The organism is Sulfurimonas paralvinellae, from assembly GCF_014905135.1.
GTDB classification, from domain to species: Bacteria; Campylobacterota; Campylobacteria; order Campylobacterales; family Sulfurimonadaceae; genus Sulfurimonas; species Sulfurimonas paralvinellae.
Genome location: NZ_CP041406.1, coordinates 1483585 through 1501494, shown reverse-complemented (window position 1 = coordinate 1501494; position 17910 = coordinate 1483585). Strand labels below are relative to the sequence as shown.

Below are 17910 nucleotides of genomic sequence, written 5' to 3'. Positions count from 1 at the left end.
ATAAACTTGAGTTACTTAATGTCAAGTTTGAAAGAAGTCTTTTTCTAATCTTGTTATATAATATATAGTATCATTATGAAAATAAGAATATTTGGAGCATAGAATGAAATTTATATATTGGACAGTAGGCATCATCGGCGGCGTATTGGCACTTGTTTATATAACACTCTTTACATCACTGGGCAATGGCCTTGTCAAACCGATAATTGAATCGAAGATTCAAGAACAGACAAAGCTGCCAAGCAGGCTCAATCGCTTCTCTTTGGGAATAGATTCTATTCATATTATTTTGGAGTTGAACAAAAACAATACAATTAGTATAGATGGAACATACTCTATTTTTGCACAATCTTTTGATCTTGCCTATAGTGTTGATCTGCGTGAGCTCGCTTCTTTGGAGTCATTGACAAAAACAAAGTTGAATGATTCATTTTTTACCAAGGGAACCATCAAAGGTGATGCAAAACTTTTGACGATAAACGGCAGCAGTGATGTAGCAAAAAGTAACACAACTTATAATGTTGTCTTAGAAGAGTTCACTCCAACGTCTATTATTGCAAAAGTCGATGCACTCGATCTTTCGTCACTGTTACATCTTATCAATCAAAAACAGTATGCTCGGGCAAAGGTCAATGTAGATGTAAACTTTAAAAACATCACACCACATAAACTTGACGGCAATATCTTGTTAAAAACGAAAGAGGGTGTTCTTAATTCTAGAGTTATGAAAAAAGATTTCAATATAACCGTTCCAAAAACACTTTTTGCAATGAAGTTAAAAGCAAATCTTAAAGGCGATGATATCGATTATGTCTATCTGCTTGATTCCAATCTTGCGAAATTAGAATCAGCAGGAAATATAAAACCGCAGCCGTTGGCTCTTAATCTGCGTTACGGTGTCAATGTAAAAGAACTCGCAGTTTTACAACCGATCACCAAAGCCGATGTTCGTGGTCCGCTGCATCTTAACGGTTCTGTGAAAGGAACAAAAGAAAAGATGTCTGTTGAGGGAAAAAGTGACATAGCGGATTCAAAAACGACTTTTACAGCAATGCTTAATAATTTCAAACCACAAAGTGTAAAGGCAAATATTAAAAACCTGCATGTGCAAAAGCTCCTGTATATGCTTAAACAGCCTCACTACACAGATGCGCTCATCGATGTAAGAGCCGATATTGCAAATGCCGATGTGAAAAATCTTAAAGGAAATGTAACGACAGTTGTTAAACGTGGTCTTTTGGATGCTGCTTTATTGACGAAAATGATGAAATTCAAACACCCTATGCCAAAAGTGAGTTATGGTATGAAGGTAGAGACACTGCTCAATAAAAATCTTATTGACACAAAAGTGGATTTTGCTTCCAATCTTGCAAATCTCAATCTGAAACGTGCCCGTTTCAATCTGAAGGACTCTTCGCTGCAGAGTGACTACAGAGTAAAAGTGCCTAATCTCGACAGACTTTACTTTGTAAGTGAACGCCATCTCAAAGGAGGCATCACGGCCAATGGAGAGATCAAAAAAGCAAAAGATCTTGATTTTACGATGCATAGTAATGTAGCAGGCGGAAAACTTGATGCAAAACTTCATAATGATGATTTTCACGCAGATATCCATAAATTAAAAACGCTTGATATCTTAGATATGCTGCTGTATCCGAAGGTGCTCGCTGCAGACATTGATGCAAAAGTTGATTATAATCTTGCTGCTGCGAAAGGAAAACTCACAGGAAATATCTCTGACGGAAAATTCACCAGAAATCAGGTGCTTGATTTAACTAAACAGTATGCACATATAGATCTTTATAAACAGCTGTTTATGGGTGATGTAACTGCAGATATCAACAAAGAAAATATTTTGGCATCGCTTGAGTTAAAATCAAATACATCATCGATTAAAACTAAAAATACGAAACTAAACTCCAAAACAAAACGTATATACTCAATAATCGATATCAATGCAAACGGCAATCCGTTAGTGGTAAAACTCAGTGGTAATGTTGAAAAACCAAAAGTTTCTGTAGATGCAAGTAAGATCATACAAAAAGAGGCAACAAAAGCAGTGACGAAAGAGATAGAAAAACATCTTGGCAAAGATGTCGGTAATCTTTTAAAAGGCCTTTTTTAAGTCTTGCTAACATCACAGAGAGTAAGACAAAACAGTATTTCTTTTCCCTCTCGCGTGAGCAGTTCACTTGCCTCACGCAAAGTTGTTCCTGTGGTAATGATATCATCAACTAAAATGACAGATTTCTCTTTAAAGTGCTTAAACTTGAAATTCCGTGGATTTGCGATTCTAAAAGCCTTTGATTTACCGGAGTAAGAGAGTATGCTAGATGCTCGCATTTTTGTATAGAGTGGTTTGATAGTATATGATTTGAGCGCTTTGTTTAAAAGTGCTGTATGCGAATAACCGCTTTTTACGGTATCATCAATACTTAAAGAGACAACTTTTTCATGAAACAGAAACTCCTGTGCAAATTTTTGAAAACTTAAACTTGCAAGCAGTTTATAGATGTGAAAACCAAGATTGGTATGTTTGGTAAAAAGAAGCTCTTTAATGTCGGCATATTTGTAAAAAGAGATAACTTCAATGCCGTTTTCAAGTATCCGTTTATAGAGGGAAGGTTGTAAAAAATTCTCTTGACAACTGTTGCAGATATGCTGCGTGAGAGAGTAGTTCTCACACAACATACATTTCATAGCATTAGTCCATTTTTAAGACGGACATAAATGCCTCTTGCGGCAGGTTTACCTTGCCGATGGATTTCATGCGCTTTTTACCTGCTTTTTGTTTCTCAAGCAGTTTTCGTTTACGGGTAATATCACCGCCGTAACATTTTGCCGTAACATTTTTACCCATAGATTTTACAGTCTCACGGGCTATGACTTGATTGCCAAGAGATGCCTGAACGGCAACTTCAAAAAGCTGACGAGGAATAATCTCTTTCATATTTTTGACAAGGGCACGTCCACGACTTACTGCGGATGTACGAGGCACAATAATACTGAGCGCATCGACAACTTCTCCGGCAACTTTTACATCGAGTTTAACAAGATCGCCCTGTTTGAATTCACTTGGCTCATAATCAAAAGAGGCGTAGCCTTTTGAGATAGATTTGAGTTTATCGTAAAAATCAACAACGATCTCATTCATTGGGAGTTCATACTCAAGCATGACACGCTCTTCATTGAGATAGGTCATCTTACTCTGAATACCGCGTTTTGCAACGAGAAGATTCATAATATTTCCAAGGTATTCGCTTGGTGTGATGACCGTCGCTTTTACATAAGGCTCTTCGATTCGCTCTATATGGTTTACTTCTGGCAGCTCTGATGGATTTTGCACCTCTATTTTGTCACCGTTGTTCAAATAGACATGATAGACAACAGAAGGTGCTGTAGCGATGAGATCAAGCCCAAACTCACGTTCAAGTCTTTCTTTGACGACCTCCATATGCAGCATTCCCAAAAATCCGACACGAAAACCAAATCCTAAAGCCACAGAAGTCTCTGGCTCATAAGAGAGTGCGGAGTCATTGAGTTTTAGTTTGTCAAGGGCATCACGCAGATCCTCGAATTTGTCGGTATCTATTGGATAGAGTCCTGCAAAGACAAATGGTTTCGCCGGTTCATATTCGCCAACAGGTTCAGATGTGGGATTCTTGGCATCGGTGATAGTATCACCGACACTAACAACACTGACCTCTTTGAGTCCAAGAACGACGATGCCTATCTCACCGGATTTGATAGCCGGTGTTTTTATTTTTTTAATAGGGTGTGGATACATCAGATCAAGTACCTGATGCTCTTCACCGTTGCTCATGAGTTTAATGGTCTGATTTTTAGAGATCTCACCGTCAAATACACGTACAAGTGCCAAAGCACCAAGATACTGATCGAACCAGGAGTCATAGATGATGGCTTTTGTCGGTGCATTAGGATCGCCCTGTGGCTGGGGAACGCGTTCGACGATTGCATCGATAAGCTCGCGGATACCGACTCCTGTCTTTGCACTTACCAAAATGGCATCTGTCGCATCGATCCCGATACTGGTCTCTATCTCTTCTGCAACACGCTCAGGTTCTGCTGCTGGGAGGTCGATTTTATTGATGACGGGAATGAGTTCAAGATCATTTTCAAGTGCAAGATATACATTGGCGATCGTTTGTGCTTCAACGCCTTGCGCTGCGTCTACAATGAGTAGTGCACCGTCACTTGATGCAAGCGATTTACTTACTTCATAAGAGAAATCGACGTGGCCCGGAGTGTCTATGAGGTTGAGAATATAATGTTCGCCGTCTTTGACATAATCAAGTCGTACAGATTGTGCTTTGATGGTAATGCCGCGTTCTTGTTCGATATCCATCGTATCCATCATCTGTGAACCCATCTCTCGCTCGCTGACAGCACCGCACTCTTGGATGATTCTGTCGGCTAAAGTGCTTTTACCATGGTCGATATGGGCAATGATAGAAAAATTTCTAATATTTTTCAACTGATTATTTCCTTGTTTGTACTAATCTTATGCAAAAAGTGAGTTAACACTCTCATTATGATAAACTCTTCTGATAACTTCAGCAAAGAGCGGTGCAACTGTCAGTACTTTGATCTTTTTATTTGGTTTTGATTCAAGCGTGTTTGTGATGATGAGTTCATCGAGTTCACCTTTATCAAGATTTTCATAGGCTTTTCCACTCAGAACACCATGCGTTGCACAGGCCATAACGGATGTAGCACCCTGGTTTTTGAGTGCTGTTGCCGCTTTTACCATTGTTCCTGCAGTATCTACCATATCATCGATCATGATGACATCTTTTCCTTCAACATCACCGATGATGTTCATTACTTCGCTCTCATTTGCCTTTTCACGACGTTTATCAACGATAACCATCTCAAGACCCATTCGTTTTGCAAAGTAACGTGCACGTGCAACGCCTCCGATATCCGGAGAAGCGATAATAGGGTTTTTAAGGTTTTTGCTTTTAATATACTGCTCAAATGTAACAGAACCGTAAAGGTTGTCAACAGGGATATCAAAGAATCCTTGAATCTGCCCGGCATGAAGATCGATCGTTACGACTCTGTCAATTCCTGCAGTTTCAAAAAGATTTGCGACAAGTTTTGCAGTAATTGGAACACGTGGAGCGGCTTTACGGTCTTGTCTTGCATAACCGTAGTATGGAACAACAGCTGTAATGCTTGAAGCAGAAGAACGACGAAGTGCATCTGTCATGATGAGAAGTTCCATAAGGTTGTCATTGGAAGGTACACCTGTTGACTGGACAATAAAAACATCACGTCCACGAACGCTCTCTGCAATTTGAACAGAGATCTCACCATCACTAAACTTTTTAACATCAGCTTTCGCTAACGGTACATCTAAAACAGAACAAATTTCTTTTGCGAAATCAACACTGGCTGAGCCGGCAAAAATTTTATAACCACGCATTTGGTATTCCTTCGAAAATTAATACGTGATTATACAAAAAGTGTGCTGAGGGTATATTGAAGAGTTACTGGCAGTTTTGACAAAGTCCGGAAAATACCAGGTCTGCTTTGTTTATTTTGAAGTTTGTTTCATGGGCTGCAAGGGAAGTGACAGCGCTTAAATCAACTGTAAAATCTTCGACTGCACCACAGTTGTCACAGACCATGTGGGAGTGTGCTTCTTTTGAGAGTTCATAGACCGATTTTGCATTTGGGATTTTGACTTCCTGAATGAAAGCGTTTTCTATCATAAGGTTTATATTTTTATAAATCGTTGCCAGTGAAATTGAGTTAAATTTTTTCAGCATTACTTCATACAATTCTTCAATATTTACATGTCCACGATTATAGAGAGTGGCTGCAATAGCTAATCTTTGCGGTGTTGCTTTTAAATGATGTGCTCTTAATATATCTGTAAAATTATTCATAGGGGTATTATACATCATTATAGGTTAAATTATCATAACGCTCAATATTAGTTAAGATTATCTTAAAGTGTCTTTTGCAGTTTTATGAGTGTTGAAAGTAGTATGGCACTTTTGTCGACATGGGAGCTTTTCATCTTCAGCTCACTCTCTAAAAGCAGTTCATGAAGTCTGTAAAAAGCGGCAGGTTTTATCTTTATGGCTTGTGCCGCTTTTTGCTCGACGACAAATTTGGGAGCAGGATAGCCTAAAATTTCAAGGGCATTTGGCGCTCCGTTGATTCTTATGTATATATTGAACATATAGAGCTGCGTGAGGTAGGAGGTGAGTGCAGAGATGATGCGAATCTCATCTTCACCATGTTCCAAGATATTTTGCAGATCTTCTTTAAAATCTTTTTTCTCTAAAAGTTTTTTGGTGAAATCATCAAGATTGATCTCTCCTAGTCCATAAACAAGGGCATCGACATCTTTTGTTGTAACTTCCCTGTCAAATATACGAAATTTGTCAATTTCATTTGCACAGAGCGCTATGTCTCCATTGTGGATCTTTAGCAGGTGTGAAAGTGTGTATTTGTCGATATTTACATTTTTTTCATGTGCGATTTGGGAGAGCAGATTTTGCGCTTCATACTCTTTGGGATGAAAAAAACGCACGTTCATCGTTTGTGTTTTAGCAAAGCTCTTTGCATTATTATAGCTTTTATGATCGCTGCCATAGTAGGCATAAACAAAAATATTGTCACCGTTTTTATGTGTCAGCTCAAGCAGGGTGTCAAGCTCTTTTTTTGGGATTTTCTTTTCGCTTTTGATAACAAGAATGTTTCTGTCTCCAAAGAGTGAACCTTGTGAGAGGTGGGCTTTTGCAGAATTGAAATCATATTCGTCATGATAATAGTTCAAAATATTGGCATCTTCAATATTTGTGAGCATCTTAGTGTACATATCTATGAGAAAGTGGCTTTCTCCAAAGAAAACAAAAGAGTTTGAAACTGTTTTGTTGCGTATATGATTGTCAAATTCGTTTTTATACATCAGTCTGCTTTACCTACAACAGCGGCATAGATTCTTGCTCGTGGAATATCGACCTTGTCGATACGAACGATTACATTTTCAAAAAGCACAACATTCTCAGAGTGGGTAATATTGAGTTTTGCGCCGATTATCTCATCATGCAGCTCCGCTCTTACTTCGGGATCTGTAGCGATGATTCGGGCTTTAAACTCCTTATGGAGATTCTCTTTTGCCCAGCGTGCATATTTTCTCGCTTTATATTCCGATTCAATGGTGCTTGCTTCACGTTCTTTTTCACTTATCATCATGGCAAGGGTCTCAATATTCCTCAGGACATAGGAGCCCTCTTTAGTGTCGCCTTTTTTGATGGCTTTGAGAAGCCTGTGTACAATGAGGTCGGAGTATCTTCTGATAGGCGAAGTGAAGTGTGTATACTCCTCAAATCCAAGTCCAAAGTGTCCGGAGTTCAGTGGTGCGTAGCGTGCCTGCATCTGTGAGCGGATAATGAGCGTATCAACATCACTTTCGATACCCATCTCTTTGGCTTGTTTTTGAATAGCTTCGATCGTCTCTTTAATTGTCGGTTTTATCTCTATCTGCATGCCGATAGCCGAGAGTTCCTGGTAAAGTGTCTGGAGCTTGCTTTGGCTTGGCGGTTCGTGAATTCTGAAAATTCCTCGGTCATATCTTTTTGCTGCTTCTTTATTGGCTAAAAGCATACAGTCTTCAATGAGTGCATGTGAAGGTGTCTCTTTGGACTCTTTTGTCGCAATGAGGTTTGTGTCTTCATCAAGGGTCATCTCTATCTCGACAGAGTGAAAATCAAAACCGACTTTAAGACGCTGCTCTTTGAGTCTGTCGGTTATGACCCTTAATTTTGTAAGGGCATCGAAGATGCGTTTCTCTTCATCTGTTTTAGCTTTGAGCTTTCCATCAAAGAAATCATCAATTTCTTCATAGTTAAAACGCCGGTCAGAATGCATTACAGCTTCATAGACATCTGATTCGATTACTTCAAGGGTTTTTTTGTCGAGTTTTATCTCAAAGACATACGCAAGCCTGTCGACATGCGGCTGCAAAGAGCAGAGTGTTTCACTCAGCTCACGTGGCAGCATTGGAATGGAACGATGGGGCAGATAGATCGAAAAACCTCTGTACATCGCTTCATTGTCCAAGGCTCCAAAAGGTTTCACGTATTCGCTAACATCTGCGATAGCTACATAAAGCGTGCTGTTTTTGTCATCCCAGTAGATAGAATCATCGAAATCCTTTGCAGTGACAGGATCGATCGTACAAAAAGGTAGATCACGCAGATCTTTTCTATTGGGATATCTTTTTGCATCGACGGGAGCAAATGAGCGAGCGATTTTAAGAACTTCTTCATCAAATTCATCATGTTTGTTGTATTGTGCAAGAACAATCTTTTCATCGACCTTCGGATCACTGATATGTCCAAGCTTTTCCATGATCTTATGCTCTTGATAGTCTATCTTAAAAACATCCCCGAGCTTATAACTGTTTATCTCGCCTTGCGTGAGTTCAGCGCCTACGGGGTGATCTGTCTTTAAATCTACCAATGATTTATGTCCATATCTCTCAACAATGTACCCAACACCGTAACTCTCTTCTCTACCGACAATCTCCGCGATCTTTGCGCTGGCACCGCCTCGTTTTCCAAGCAGCCTTTGTGCGATGATCAGATCACCTTCGGTGGCGCGGCCTAGTTCATCAATATAGAGATCTTTTACATTGTCACCGATTACATGTAGATAGGCTGTGCCTTTTTGAACGAGTCCTAAAACACCGGCCCGATATTTGGAGTTGAATTTATAAGTATCGTTTTTGAACGTAAGGTAATTTTTTGCAAGCCACTCTTTGCATAATTTTTGTTCTTCTTCACAGAGGTCTTGTTCGCTCACGCCGTGCGTGAGCTTAATGAGGAGAGATTTAAGTTCGTGCAATTATTTAAAAGCCTCTATGGCATTCTCAAAGCCTTCCATATCAAGACCGTACTCTTCAATAAGTTCTTTGGCTTTGTTGACACTTTCATCAGTAACCACACCGTTGATTGGTACAGCTACGCGGACAACGTTAAGAATCTGTGCTGCGCGTTTATCATCTTCATCAGCTTTGTCCGGATCTTGACAGTTACGGATGACATCGACAAGATTCTCTTCAAATTTCCAGTTAGCAAAGATGGTCGCACTGACTTCAGGTGTATCCACGCCGACAATCTCACGTTCAGCTGCCTCTACATCTTGAAGTTCTAAAAGAGCATCACGAAACGTTTCTTCTTTTTTATCAGCCATAACCTGTTGCGCGATAAGCACTTTGCCTATCTCAACGAGAAATGCTGCAGCTGAGAGAACACCCATAAGTTTATTCTCTTTACGCAGACACCATGAAACCGTAAGAGCATTCTGTTTTTTAGAGAGTTCTGAAAACATATCGTTTGTGATGCCGTAAGGTGAAAGGTCAAGCTTGAAACTTTTTTTGACAATACTTGCAAGAGCAAAACCACGCACCGTTCCCATTCCAAAAAGACCTACTGCCTGGCTTATCGCGTTGATCTCACGTGAAAAACCATAGAGTGGGGAGTTTGCGGCTTTTAAAATATCCGCCGTTAAGAGAGGATCTTTTTCAAGGATCTTTACCATGTCGTTGAAAGTGGAATCAGGGTCTTGATAAACCGCTTCTATCTGCATTGCAGATTCTGGAAGAGGTGGAAGTTGTTTGATTTTTTTAAGTATTTCTTCTGTCATGTATGCTCGCTTTATGTGTAAATAACTTAATCATTTCATAATTATAGTACCAATAGATAAATTCATACTGAATATTTACAAAAAACTGATATTATTTTTTACACTAATTAAAAATAAGGAAAAGAGAAATGGACGCAGAAGCGATATTGACGCAGCTTGGATATGTACCGAATGATACACTGAAAAAACAATTAAAAGAGATTCAGGAAAACACTCCGGGATATGAGAAGATAGAAAAACACATCATGGACCTCAATGAACATCTTAAAGTTAATAATGCCTATGTCGCTCTATCGAATACAACAAAGCATCTGAAAATAAAAGTTGATTCTCCAACACCACAACTTGCAGAAGAGGCACACGAAAAGATCAAACATTTCAGCCAAAAATATAAGGTAGAAGTAGAAAAACTGCCAAATAAAGAGACTTACTATATTCTCGGATTTAAAGGGTAGGAAAATTCTTTGAAAGAACCGATGAGTCTGGAAGGTTACGATGCTCTTGTTGAAGAGTTCAAGTATCTTCTAGAAGTTGAAAAACCAAAAACAGCAGAAGAAAAACTTGTTGCGGCTGCTCTTGGTGACAGAAGTGAAAATGCAGATTATCAGGCAGCAAAAGAGAAACTCCGCTTTATAGACAAAAGGCTTTTTTATCTCAACAAAATGATTCAAAATGCAAAAGTGATAGACCCGTCACTACACGGGCATGAACGTGTCTCTTTTGGAAGCAGTGTTACTGTTATTGATCTAGATACTGATGAAACACAATGCTTTACTATCTGTGGTGTTTTGGAAAGTGAACCCGAAAATGGGCTTATATCTGTACACTCGCCATTGGCAAAGGCAATGCTTGGACATCACGTCGGTGATGAATTCAAAATACAACTGCCAAAAGGTATAAAAGAGTATGAGATTGAAGCTATAGAGTATAAAAATATCTATACTTTAAAGAAAAATATTCGTACAAAAAGTGATTATACATTTCACTAAAAGAGCATATTAAAATAATTTTTACCCACATTTAGATATAATCCGCTTTTAAAAACCAAAATTTCAGGACAACACCAAAATGTCGCAACAATTACCAGATATAGAGACACAGTTAGCAAACCATAAGTTATCGCAGGAAGATTACAAACATATCAAAGAGATTTTAGGACGTGAGCCGAATCTTGTTGAACTTGGCGTTTTTTCTGCAATGTGGAGTGAGCACTGCTCATACAAATCTTCAAAAGTACACTTGAAAGGGTTTCCTACATCGGCACCATGGGTTATTCAAGGACCAGGTGAAAATGCCGGTGTTATTGACATTGGTGACGGTATGGCCGCTGTCTTTAAGATGGAGTCACACAATCACCCTAGTTTTATTGAACCGTATCAAGGTGCGGCTACCGGTGTAGGTGGTATTATGCGTGATGTCTTTACAATGGGTGCACGCCCTGTAGCGAATTTAAACGCGCTTCGTTTTGGTAATGTTCTTAACGATGACGATATCTCTAAACATCAGCGTTATCTGGTTCGCGGTGTTACAGAAGGGATCGGCGGTTATGGTAACTGTATGGGTGTACCGACTATCGGTGGTGAAACAAGTTTCGATGAGTGCTATAACGGTAATATTTTGGTAAACGCCTTTACTCTTGGTCTTGCAAAATCCGATGAGATTTTTTATGGTAAAGCCGAAGGTATCGGTAATCCTGTTCTATACGTCGGTGCAAAAACAGGTCGTGACGGTCTTGGCGGTGCTGTAATGAGTTCTGACTCTTTTACGGAAGAGAGTAAATCTCTTCGTCCAACTGTTCAGGTTGGTGATCCTTTTACTGAAAAACTCCTGCTTGAAGCTTGTTTAGAACTTTTCAAAACAGATCATGTTGTCGGTATTCAGGATATGGGAGCAGCAGGTCTGACATCTTCATCGTTTGAAATGGCCGGACGTTCAGGAAGCGGTATGATCATGCATCTTGACAAAGTGCCTGCCCGTGAAGAGGGAATGACTCCGTATGATTTTATGCTTTCAGAATCCCAGGAACGTATGCTTCTATGTGCAAAAAAAGGAAGTGAAGAGGAGATCATCAAGATATTTGAAAAATGGGATCTTGATGCAGCGGTTATCGGTGAGGTGACAGATACCGGAAATATGGAACTTTTCTGGCACGGTGAAAAAGTAGCAGAAGTCCCTGTTGATCCTGTAAGTGAAGAAGCACCTGAATTGAACCGTCCAATGAAGCGACCACAGTATCTTGATCTTATCAAAGATATATCTATCGATGATTTTCCAAAAGTAGAGAATCAAGAAGCTTTTGAAAAACTTACAAAATCTATGGAAGTGGTAGATAAATCATGGATATATACACAGTATGACTCTATGGTACAGACAAATACGGTAAAAAAAGGCGGAGAGCTTGACGCTTCTGTTATCCGTGTTAAAGAGAACGGTAAAGCTCTGGCAATGTCGGCAGACTGTAATGTACGTTACTGTTATGTTGATCCAAAAGGCGGAGCGGCTGCTGCGGTTATTGAATCTGGAAGAAATGTCGCAATGACGGGTGCACGTCCCTTGGCGATTACAGATTGTCTAAACTACGGAAACCCTGAAAATCCTGAAGTGATGTGGCAGTTCGGCGAAGGGTGTCTTGGTATTAAAGAAGCATGTGCTGAACTTACTACTCCTGTTATCGGCGGAAATGTCTCTCTTTATAATGAAACGAACGGTGTTTCTGTTTTCCCGACGCCTTCTATAGCAACGGTCGGTGTCAACGATGATGAAAACAATGTGTTGATGTCGAACTTCCAGAATGAAGGCAACCAACTCTACCTTGTCGGTGAAAGCAAAAGCGAATTCGGTGGTTCTTTATATATGAAAGAGATGTGCGGCACTGTTGCCGGCAAACTTCCTGAGATTGATTATGCCAAAGAGTTGGCTCTGTGGGATCTGGTCATAGAAGCCAATAAAAAGCATCTTTTAGAGTGTGCAAAAGATGCAAGCAGCGGCGGTGTCGCTATTGCGTTGGCTAAAATGGCAGCAACTTCCGGACTTGGCTGTGATGTCAGTATGAGTGTGACGGATGAGAGAGATATTTTTGCAGAGTCTATGAGCCGAGCTATCATTGAAGTTAAACCTGAAAATGCCGAAGCTTTTGAAGCTATGGTCGGTGATCTTGCATGTGAAAAGATAGGTGTCGTCGGTGGTGACACAGTTAAAATAAACAATGTAAGTATGAGTATGGACAGACTCAAAGATAACTACTTCAATACTTTCAAACGCGTCGTAGAACAAGACCTGTAAATCTATATAAAAGGTGATTTTTTCTTCACCTTTTGTATTATGGTTTGTTATATAAGTATATCTTATTAAAATCTTCTCCCAATATAATTTAAAAAATCAATTTACTTTTATCTTTATAAGTGTATAATCTCACATAATTTAGATAAAGGAAATTAAATGAAAAGAAGTTTATTAACTGCATTAATAGCAGCGAGTTTTGCATTTTTTGCAACAGGGTGTTCTACAATGCATATGGGTTGGACAGCTGTAACTGGTCAACACAAGCTAGATGACGGTGCTATGGCGGCATATGATGAAATGTTCACAAAAGTTGTAGAAGATGGTGACCCGGCTAAAGCGATGATGAAAGAGTACAAAGTTGCTGAAGATATTACAGGTGATGATGTAAAAGAATCTATCAATGCATTGGCAGAAGAGTACAATATGCGTGTAACCGGCTATGTGAAAATGTTCACAAAAGAAGACGCAAAACCTACAGAGGTTAAAGAAGCGAGAATCTTCTCTTTATGCTCACTGTATATTGCTAAAGTTTTCTTGAATCACTCTAGATACTTCGGTGGATTTATGCCTTGTAGAATTATGTATGTTCAATACGGTGACGGTAGTGCATACCTTATTACTATGGACTTGAATCTTGCAATTCACGGTGGATATCCACTTCCTGAAAAAATGGGTGAACTTGCAGCAAAAGTTAAAACTGCGATGGAAGAAATCCCTTCACGTGCTGCACAAGGTGACTTCTAGAAATCTTCTAGCTTGATCACCTCATAAGCCACCTCTTCATAGGGGTGTGCTTCTTTTAAAACCTCTACCGCTTTTTTTATCAACTCATCACGACATATCATTTCAACTTTATACTCTGCGACATATTCAATGACACCTTTTTTACCAATGTAAGGATTTGCATTGCCTATAGGTTTAAACTGTCCCTGCCCCAAAGTTTCAAAGGAACAATTTTCATAGTTCTCAAACATACCTGCACCCGCTGCAAAGAGAGCGGATTTCGTTTTCTCTTTAGCAACTTCCGGTACATAGTAACTGAGTTTATACATTGTATAAATCCTGTAAGTGGCAAAGCAATTCGCTGTCGAGCTGATATTTTTGAAACGCGACATCCTGAATGCTTTTATGCGTGAAGCCGCCGTCATTGTAACAGATGACACTGTCATGCTGTTCATTTAAAAGGCCGTCTATTGCGTGAGATACAAATTTGTATGCCATGAGCCTGTCGTAAACAGTTGGGTTGCCGCCTCTTTGCATATGGCCTAAAATGGTGACCCTTGCTTCAATGCCGACTTTTTCCTCAAACCATTGGGCAATCTCTCTTACATCTTCTTTGATACCTTCGGATACTATGGCGAGAAAATATTTTCTACCCGCTGCTATCTGGTTTTTAAAACTTTCTTCATACTGTTCTAAATTATAAGGAACTTCAGGGATGAGACACAGCTCTGCACCGGAAGTAAGTGCCGAGACAAGTGCGAGATAACCGCATTCTCTCCCCATTGTTTCAATGACAAAAGCACGTCCAAATGAAGATGCAGTGTCTCGAATGGCATCGATGGCGGTTCGTATGATGTTGAGTGAGGTATCAACACCTAGACAGTAGGAAGTTCCGGCTATATCATTGTCAATCGTGGAAGGAATGCCGCAGAATTTCACGCCATGCTCTTTATAAAAGATGTCCATTCCGCGAAATGAACCGTCTCCTCCAAGAACGACGAGCATTTCTATATTATGGTGATCGAGGTTTTGCTTAGCAATGGCTCTGTACTTTTTTTGCATAAAACGTCTGCTGCGTGAGGAGCCTATTTTTGTGCCGCCTTTGTTTATGATGCCTGCTACGTCACAGTAAGAAGCCTTGTCTATTTTGTCGTCAATTAAACCTTCATAACCGTCATAGACAAAAAAAGGATTCAGGGAGTTTTTTAGAGCATACTCGACAAAATGTTTAAGTGCAGGATTCATTCCTGAAACATCACCTCCCGAACAGAGGATAGCTATATTTTTACGCAATTTCTTCCACTCTCTTTCGCCCTGTACATGGCACTGTCCGCAGCTTCAAGTATTTTATCTACGGTATTATTTTCACTGTTTAGCTCAGCTACACCAAGACTGATGGTTATATTGAAACTCTCTTTTTCTTCAGGATGACAGGATATTGCTGCAACTTTTTTTCGTAGACGTTGGGCAAATTCCACTGCATCGTTTAAAGAGGTGTCAGGTAAGGCAATAACGAACTCTTCTCCTCCATACCGTCCTACATAGTCTGTATCACGCAGGCTTTCTCTAAGTACATCTGCCAATTTTTTAAGTACATCATCTCCAGTAGCGTGTCCATAGGTGTCATTTATCTTTTTAAAGAAGTCGATGTCAAGCATACAGATACTCAACGGTGTTTTGTATCTTTGGGAACGATGCAGTTCTTTTTGTAAGAGTGTTTCGAGTGTTCTTCTGTTGTAAAGATTTGTCAAAGAATCATGGCGGGAAAGGTGTAAGAGTTTCATCTCCAACTCTTTTCTATCGGTAATGTTTCTTGAGAGCATAATGACAGTTGCTTCACTGTTAAGATTCTCTTTCTTGCTCGATGAGAGCTCGAACCAAAGATCTCCACTTGGTGTTTTGAGTTGGATCTGTTCTCCAAATGAGCTTCCTTTTTTATATGCTATTTCGATAGCCTGCATAACTTTCTGTGCAGCAGATTCTTCAAGTACATCAGTGACTTTTTTTCCTAGAAGTAGCTCTTTGTTTGCAGTCAGTTCCTGTGAATTGTGTGCCCAGATATTCAGGTAAACACCCTCTAAGGAGAGCTCAAACATCAAGTCGGGTATGGCAGACAGAAGAGCATTTTGTGCATTGAGCTGTTCTTGAAGCTGCTCTTCTGTATTATGGATGTAAGTAATATCGGTAAAACTGACAATGGACTTGTTAAGTTCTTTGATGTAACGAACATACAGAGAAACCCAGATGATAGAGTCCTGATGTAGCATTCTGACTTCATAACTCTTAGGAAGTGCAGCGTCGTCTCCCTGCATTCTTTTTTGATGATTTGTCTTCAAAAAGTCACGATCTTCTTCATATATCCATTGAAGAAAGGATGTGCCGATAACCTCACTCTCTTGTATTTGAAACATTTCTAAAACTGTTTTATTTACCAAAGATATTGATGAATCCTGCTCAATAACTGCCATGGCAACATTTGCGGACTCAAACAATGTCTTATAATCCAAATCATTCATCATACTTACATAATACGATAAATTGTTTAAAGATTTCATAAATTCATAATCTCTTTTTCGATATTATTTTATACTAATTATTTTATGAGGATTGTACTGTGGCAAAAAGAGCATTGGTAAGTGTGAGTGATAAAACAGGTGTAGTAGAGTTTTGTCAATCGTTGGTGAAAAACGGATACGAGATCATCTCAACAGGCGGAACATATAAACTCCTGCGTGAGCAGGGAGTAGCGGCAATCGAGATTGATGAGGTGACAAAATTTCCTGAGTGTTTTGAGGGACGTGTTAAAACCTTGAACCCATATGTACACGGTGGTATCCTTCATCGTAGAGATAAGCAGAGTCATTTAGACCAAGCAAAAGAACTTGGTGTTGAAGCGATCGATTTGGTTTGTGTCAACCTTTACCCGTTCAAAGAGACGATTGAACGTACAGATGACTTTGATGATATTATTGAAAACATTGATATCGGTGGACCTGCAATGGTAAGAAGTGCTGCTAAAAACTTTGATTCTGTCATTATCGTAACAAATGTTGAAGATTATGATGTTGTCATTGATGCAATTGAAAATGAAAAAAATACAAAAGAGTTCCGCCGCGGATTTATGATAAAAGCGTATGAACATACTGCAGCGTATGACTCTATGATAGCCAACTATATGAACGAGCGTTTCAACTCAGGATTTGGTGAGAAACAGTTTATCGTCGGTAACAAAGTGATGGACACGCGTTATGGGGAAAACCCACACCAAAAAGGTGCGCTGTACGAATTTGACAGACACTATTCTGATAATTTTAAAACACTTAAAGGCGAAGCGAGTTTTAATAACTTGAATGACTTGAGCGGTGCGGTGAAGATTGCCTCTGCATTTGGTGATGACAATGCCGTTTGTATCACAAAACACGGGAATCCTTGTGGATTTGCCATTCGTGACAATTTAGTTGACGCTTACACGGAAGCACTTAAATGTGATCCTGTCTCAGCATTTGGCGGTGTAGTAGCTGTCAATGGTGTTGTTACAAAAGAACTTGCTCTGAAGATGAATGAAATTTTTCTTGAAGTCATCATAGCAGGTCGCATTACTGAAGAAGCTCAGGAAGTATTTGCTGCTAAGAAGCGTATCAAGCTTTTTGAGATGGGACATGATAAACTTGTTCTTGCCAATGATAAAAAAGATTTCAAACATATCGATGGCGGCTTTGTGTTTCAAGATGCAGATAAAGTCAATGATGATGAAGTGAAAAATGCAAAACTTGTTTCTAAAAATGCAGCAACCGCAGAAGAGATGAAAGATCTTGAGATCGCTTATAAAGTAGCGAGTTTGACAAAATCAAACTGTGTTGTCTATGTTAAAGATGCAGCAATGGTAGCAGTCGGTATGGGTATGACAAGCCGTGTAGATGCTGCACAGTGTGCACTTAAAAAAGCAAAAGAGATGGGTCTTGATGTCAGTGGTTGTGCACTTGCTTCAGAAGCATTCTTCCCATTCCGTGACTCTATCGATGCTGCAGCTGCAGCCGGTGTGAAAAATGTCATCGAACCAGGTGGAAGTATCCGTGACGATGAGGTTATCGAAGCAGCTAATGAGCATGGGATGAGTTTATACTTCTCAAACATCCGCCACTTCTTACACTAAAAATCAAAATAGCGACGCATTTGCTGCGTTGCTTCTTTCGTCTGGCACATGAGTGCACCTCCTCT

Annotated in this window: 16 protein-coding genes; 6 read left to right on the top strand and 10 right to left on the bottom strand. The window is 39.6% G+C overall.

Going from position 1 to position 17910, the window contains the following annotated elements:
• Nucleotides 1-103: 103 nt before the first annotated feature.
• Nucleotides 104-2125 carry a translocation/assembly module TamB domain-containing protein gene (locus tag FM071_RS07710; RefSeq protein ID WP_193110377.1) on the top strand — a complete coding sequence of 674 codons (2022 nt, stop codon included), beginning with the start codon at nucleotides 104-106 and terminating at the stop codon, nucleotides 2123-2125.
• Here FM071_RS07710 and FM071_RS07705 read toward each other — a convergent pair.
• From FM071_RS07705 to FM071_RS07675, 7 genes are all read right to left on the bottom strand, one after another.
• Nucleotides 2122-2700: a ComF family protein gene (locus tag FM071_RS07705; RefSeq protein ID WP_193110375.1), complete on the bottom strand. Its 579-nt coding sequence runs from the start codon at nucleotides 2698-2700 to the stop codon at nucleotides 2122-2124. The two genes, FM071_RS07710 and FM071_RS07705, sit on opposite strands and share 4 nt — an antisense overlap.
• A 4-nt stretch (nucleotides 2701-2704) precedes the next feature.
• Nucleotides 2705-4495 carry a translation elongation factor 4 gene (gene lepA / locus FM071_RS07700; RefSeq protein WP_193110374.1) on the bottom strand — a complete coding sequence of 597 codons (1791 nt, stop codon included), beginning with the start codon at nucleotides 4493-4495 and terminating at the stop codon, nucleotides 2705-2707.
• 27 nt (nucleotides 4496-4522) lie between these two features.
• Nucleotides 4523-5449 (bottom strand): ribose-phosphate pyrophosphokinase, encoded by a 927-nt coding sequence (locus FM071_RS07695; protein WP_193110372.1) that lies wholly within the window; start codon nucleotides 5447-5449, stop codon nucleotides 4523-4525.
• Between the two features lie 64 nt (nucleotides 5450-5513).
• Complete coding sequence (locus FM071_RS07690) at nucleotides 5514-5915, bottom strand: Fur family transcriptional regulator (protein WP_193110371.1); 402 nt, start codon at nucleotides 5913-5915, stop codon at nucleotides 5514-5516.
• Between the two features lie 62 nt (nucleotides 5916-5977).
• Nucleotides 5978-6946 carry a DNA polymerase III subunit delta gene (gene holA / locus FM071_RS07685; protein WP_193110369.1) on the bottom strand — a complete coding sequence of 323 codons (969 nt, stop codon included), beginning with the start codon at nucleotides 6944-6946 and terminating at the stop codon, nucleotides 5978-5980.
• Nucleotides 6946-8886, bottom strand: coding sequence for an RNB domain-containing ribonuclease (locus FM071_RS07680; RefSeq protein WP_226960519.1), 1941 nt, complete (start codon nucleotides 8884-8886; stop codon nucleotides 6946-6948). Before FM071_RS07680 ends, holA begins: the two co-directional genes overlap by 1 nt.
• Complete coding sequence (locus FM071_RS07675; protein ID WP_193110367.1) at nucleotides 8887-9687, bottom strand: HDOD domain-containing protein; 801 nt, start codon at nucleotides 9685-9687, stop codon at nucleotides 8887-8889.
• A gap of 128 nt (nucleotides 9688-9815) precedes the next feature.
• Here FM071_RS07675 and FM071_RS07670 point away from each other — a divergent pair, with 128 nt between their 5' ends.
• From FM071_RS07670 to FM071_RS07655, 4 genes are all read left to right on the top strand, one after another.
• A complete protein-coding gene (locus tag FM071_RS07670; RefSeq protein ID WP_193110365.1) occupies nucleotides 9816-10142 on the top strand; it encodes a hypothetical protein in 327 nt (108 codons plus the stop codon).
• A 9-nt stretch (nucleotides 10143-10151) separates the two neighbouring features.
• Nucleotides 10152-10676, top strand: a complete 525-nt coding sequence (gene greA / locus FM071_RS07665) for a transcription elongation factor GreA (protein ID WP_193110364.1) — start codon at nucleotides 10152-10154, stop codon at nucleotides 10674-10676.
• A 79-nt stretch (nucleotides 10677-10755) separates the two neighbouring features.
• Nucleotides 10756-12969, top strand: a complete 2214-nt coding sequence (gene purL / locus FM071_RS07660) for a phosphoribosylformylglycinamidine synthase subunit PurL (RefSeq protein WP_193110362.1) — start codon at nucleotides 10756-10758, stop codon at nucleotides 12967-12969.
• A 156-nt stretch (nucleotides 12970-13125) separates the two neighbouring features.
• Complete coding sequence (locus FM071_RS07655) at nucleotides 13126-13713, top strand: DUF302 domain-containing protein (RefSeq protein ID WP_193110360.1); 588 nt, start codon at nucleotides 13126-13128, stop codon at nucleotides 13711-13713.
• On the opposite strand, the gene FM071_RS07650 is transcribed toward FM071_RS07655, so the two are convergent.
• Genes FM071_RS07650 through FM071_RS07640 form a run of 3 tightly spaced genes read right to left on the bottom strand, consistent with a single transcriptional unit; the run spans nucleotide 13710 to nucleotide 16247 of the window.
• Complete coding sequence (locus tag FM071_RS07650; RefSeq protein WP_193110358.1) at nucleotides 13710-14021, bottom strand: YqfO family protein; 312 nt, start codon at nucleotides 14019-14021, stop codon at nucleotides 13710-13712. The genes FM071_RS07655 and FM071_RS07650 overlap by 4 nt on opposite strands.
• Nucleotides 14014-14937, bottom strand: a complete 924-nt coding sequence (locus FM071_RS07645) for a 6-phosphofructokinase (protein WP_264299375.1) — start codon at nucleotides 14935-14937, stop codon at nucleotides 14014-14016. The genes FM071_RS07650 and FM071_RS07645 overlap by 8 nt, the downstream gene beginning before the upstream one ends.
• 32 nt (nucleotides 14938-14969) lie before the next feature.
• A complete protein-coding gene (locus FM071_RS07640) occupies nucleotides 14970-16247 on the bottom strand; it encodes a sensor domain-containing diguanylate cyclase (RefSeq protein WP_193110355.1) in 1278 nt (425 codons plus the stop codon).
• A gap of 59 nt (nucleotides 16248-16306) precedes the next feature.
• Between FM071_RS07640 and purH the strand changes: the two genes are divergently transcribed.
• Nucleotides 16307-17845 (top strand): bifunctional phosphoribosylaminoimidazolecarboxamide formyltransferase/IMP cyclohydrolase, encoded by a 1539-nt coding sequence (purH, locus tag FM071_RS07635; protein WP_193110353.1) that lies wholly within the window; start codon nucleotides 16307-16309, stop codon nucleotides 17843-17845.
• The last annotated feature ends 65 nt before the right edge of the window (nucleotides 17846-17910 follow it).

Coding starts and splice junctions, on each gene's coding strand:
- FM071_RS07710 (WP_193110377.1), top strand. CDS start 104: ATGAAATTTATATATTGGACAGTAGGCATCATCGGCGGCGTATTGGCA.
- FM071_RS07705 (WP_193110375.1), bottom strand. CDS start 2,700: ATGAAATGTATGTTGTGTGAGAACTACTCTCTCACGCAGCATATCTGC.
- FM071_RS07695 (WP_193110372.1), bottom strand. CDS start 5,449: ATGCGTGGTTATAAAATTTTTGCCGGCTCAGCCAGTGTTGATTTCGCA.
- FM071_RS07690 (WP_193110371.1), bottom strand. CDS start 5,915: ATGAATAATTTTACAGATATATTAAGAGCACATCATTTAAAAGCAACA.
- holA (WP_193110369.1), bottom strand. CDS start 6,946: ATGTATAAAAACGAATTTGACAATCATATACGCAACAAAACAGTTTCA.
- FM071_RS07675 (WP_193110367.1), bottom strand. CDS start 9,687: ATGACAGAAGAAATACTTAAAAAAATCAAACAACTTCCACCTCTTCCA.
- FM071_RS07670 (WP_193110365.1), top strand. CDS start 9,816: ATGGACGCAGAAGCGATATTGACGCAGCTTGGATATGTACCGAATGAT.
- purL (WP_193110362.1), top strand. CDS start 10,756: ATGTCGCAACAATTACCAGATATAGAGACACAGTTAGCAAACCATAAG.
- FM071_RS07655 (WP_193110360.1), top strand. CDS start 13,126: ATGAAAAGAAGTTTATTAACTGCATTAATAGCAGCGAGTTTTGCATTT.
- FM071_RS07650 (WP_193110358.1), bottom strand. CDS start 14,021: ATGTATAAACTCAGTTACTATGTACCGGAAGTTGCTAAAGAGAAAACG.
- FM071_RS07645 (WP_264299375.1), bottom strand. CDS start 14,937: ATGAATCCTGCACTTAAACATTTTGTCGAGTATGCTCTAAAAAACTCC.
- FM071_RS07640 (WP_193110355.1), bottom strand. CDS start 16,247: ATGAAATCTTTAAACAATTTATCGTATTATGTAAGTATGATGAATGAT.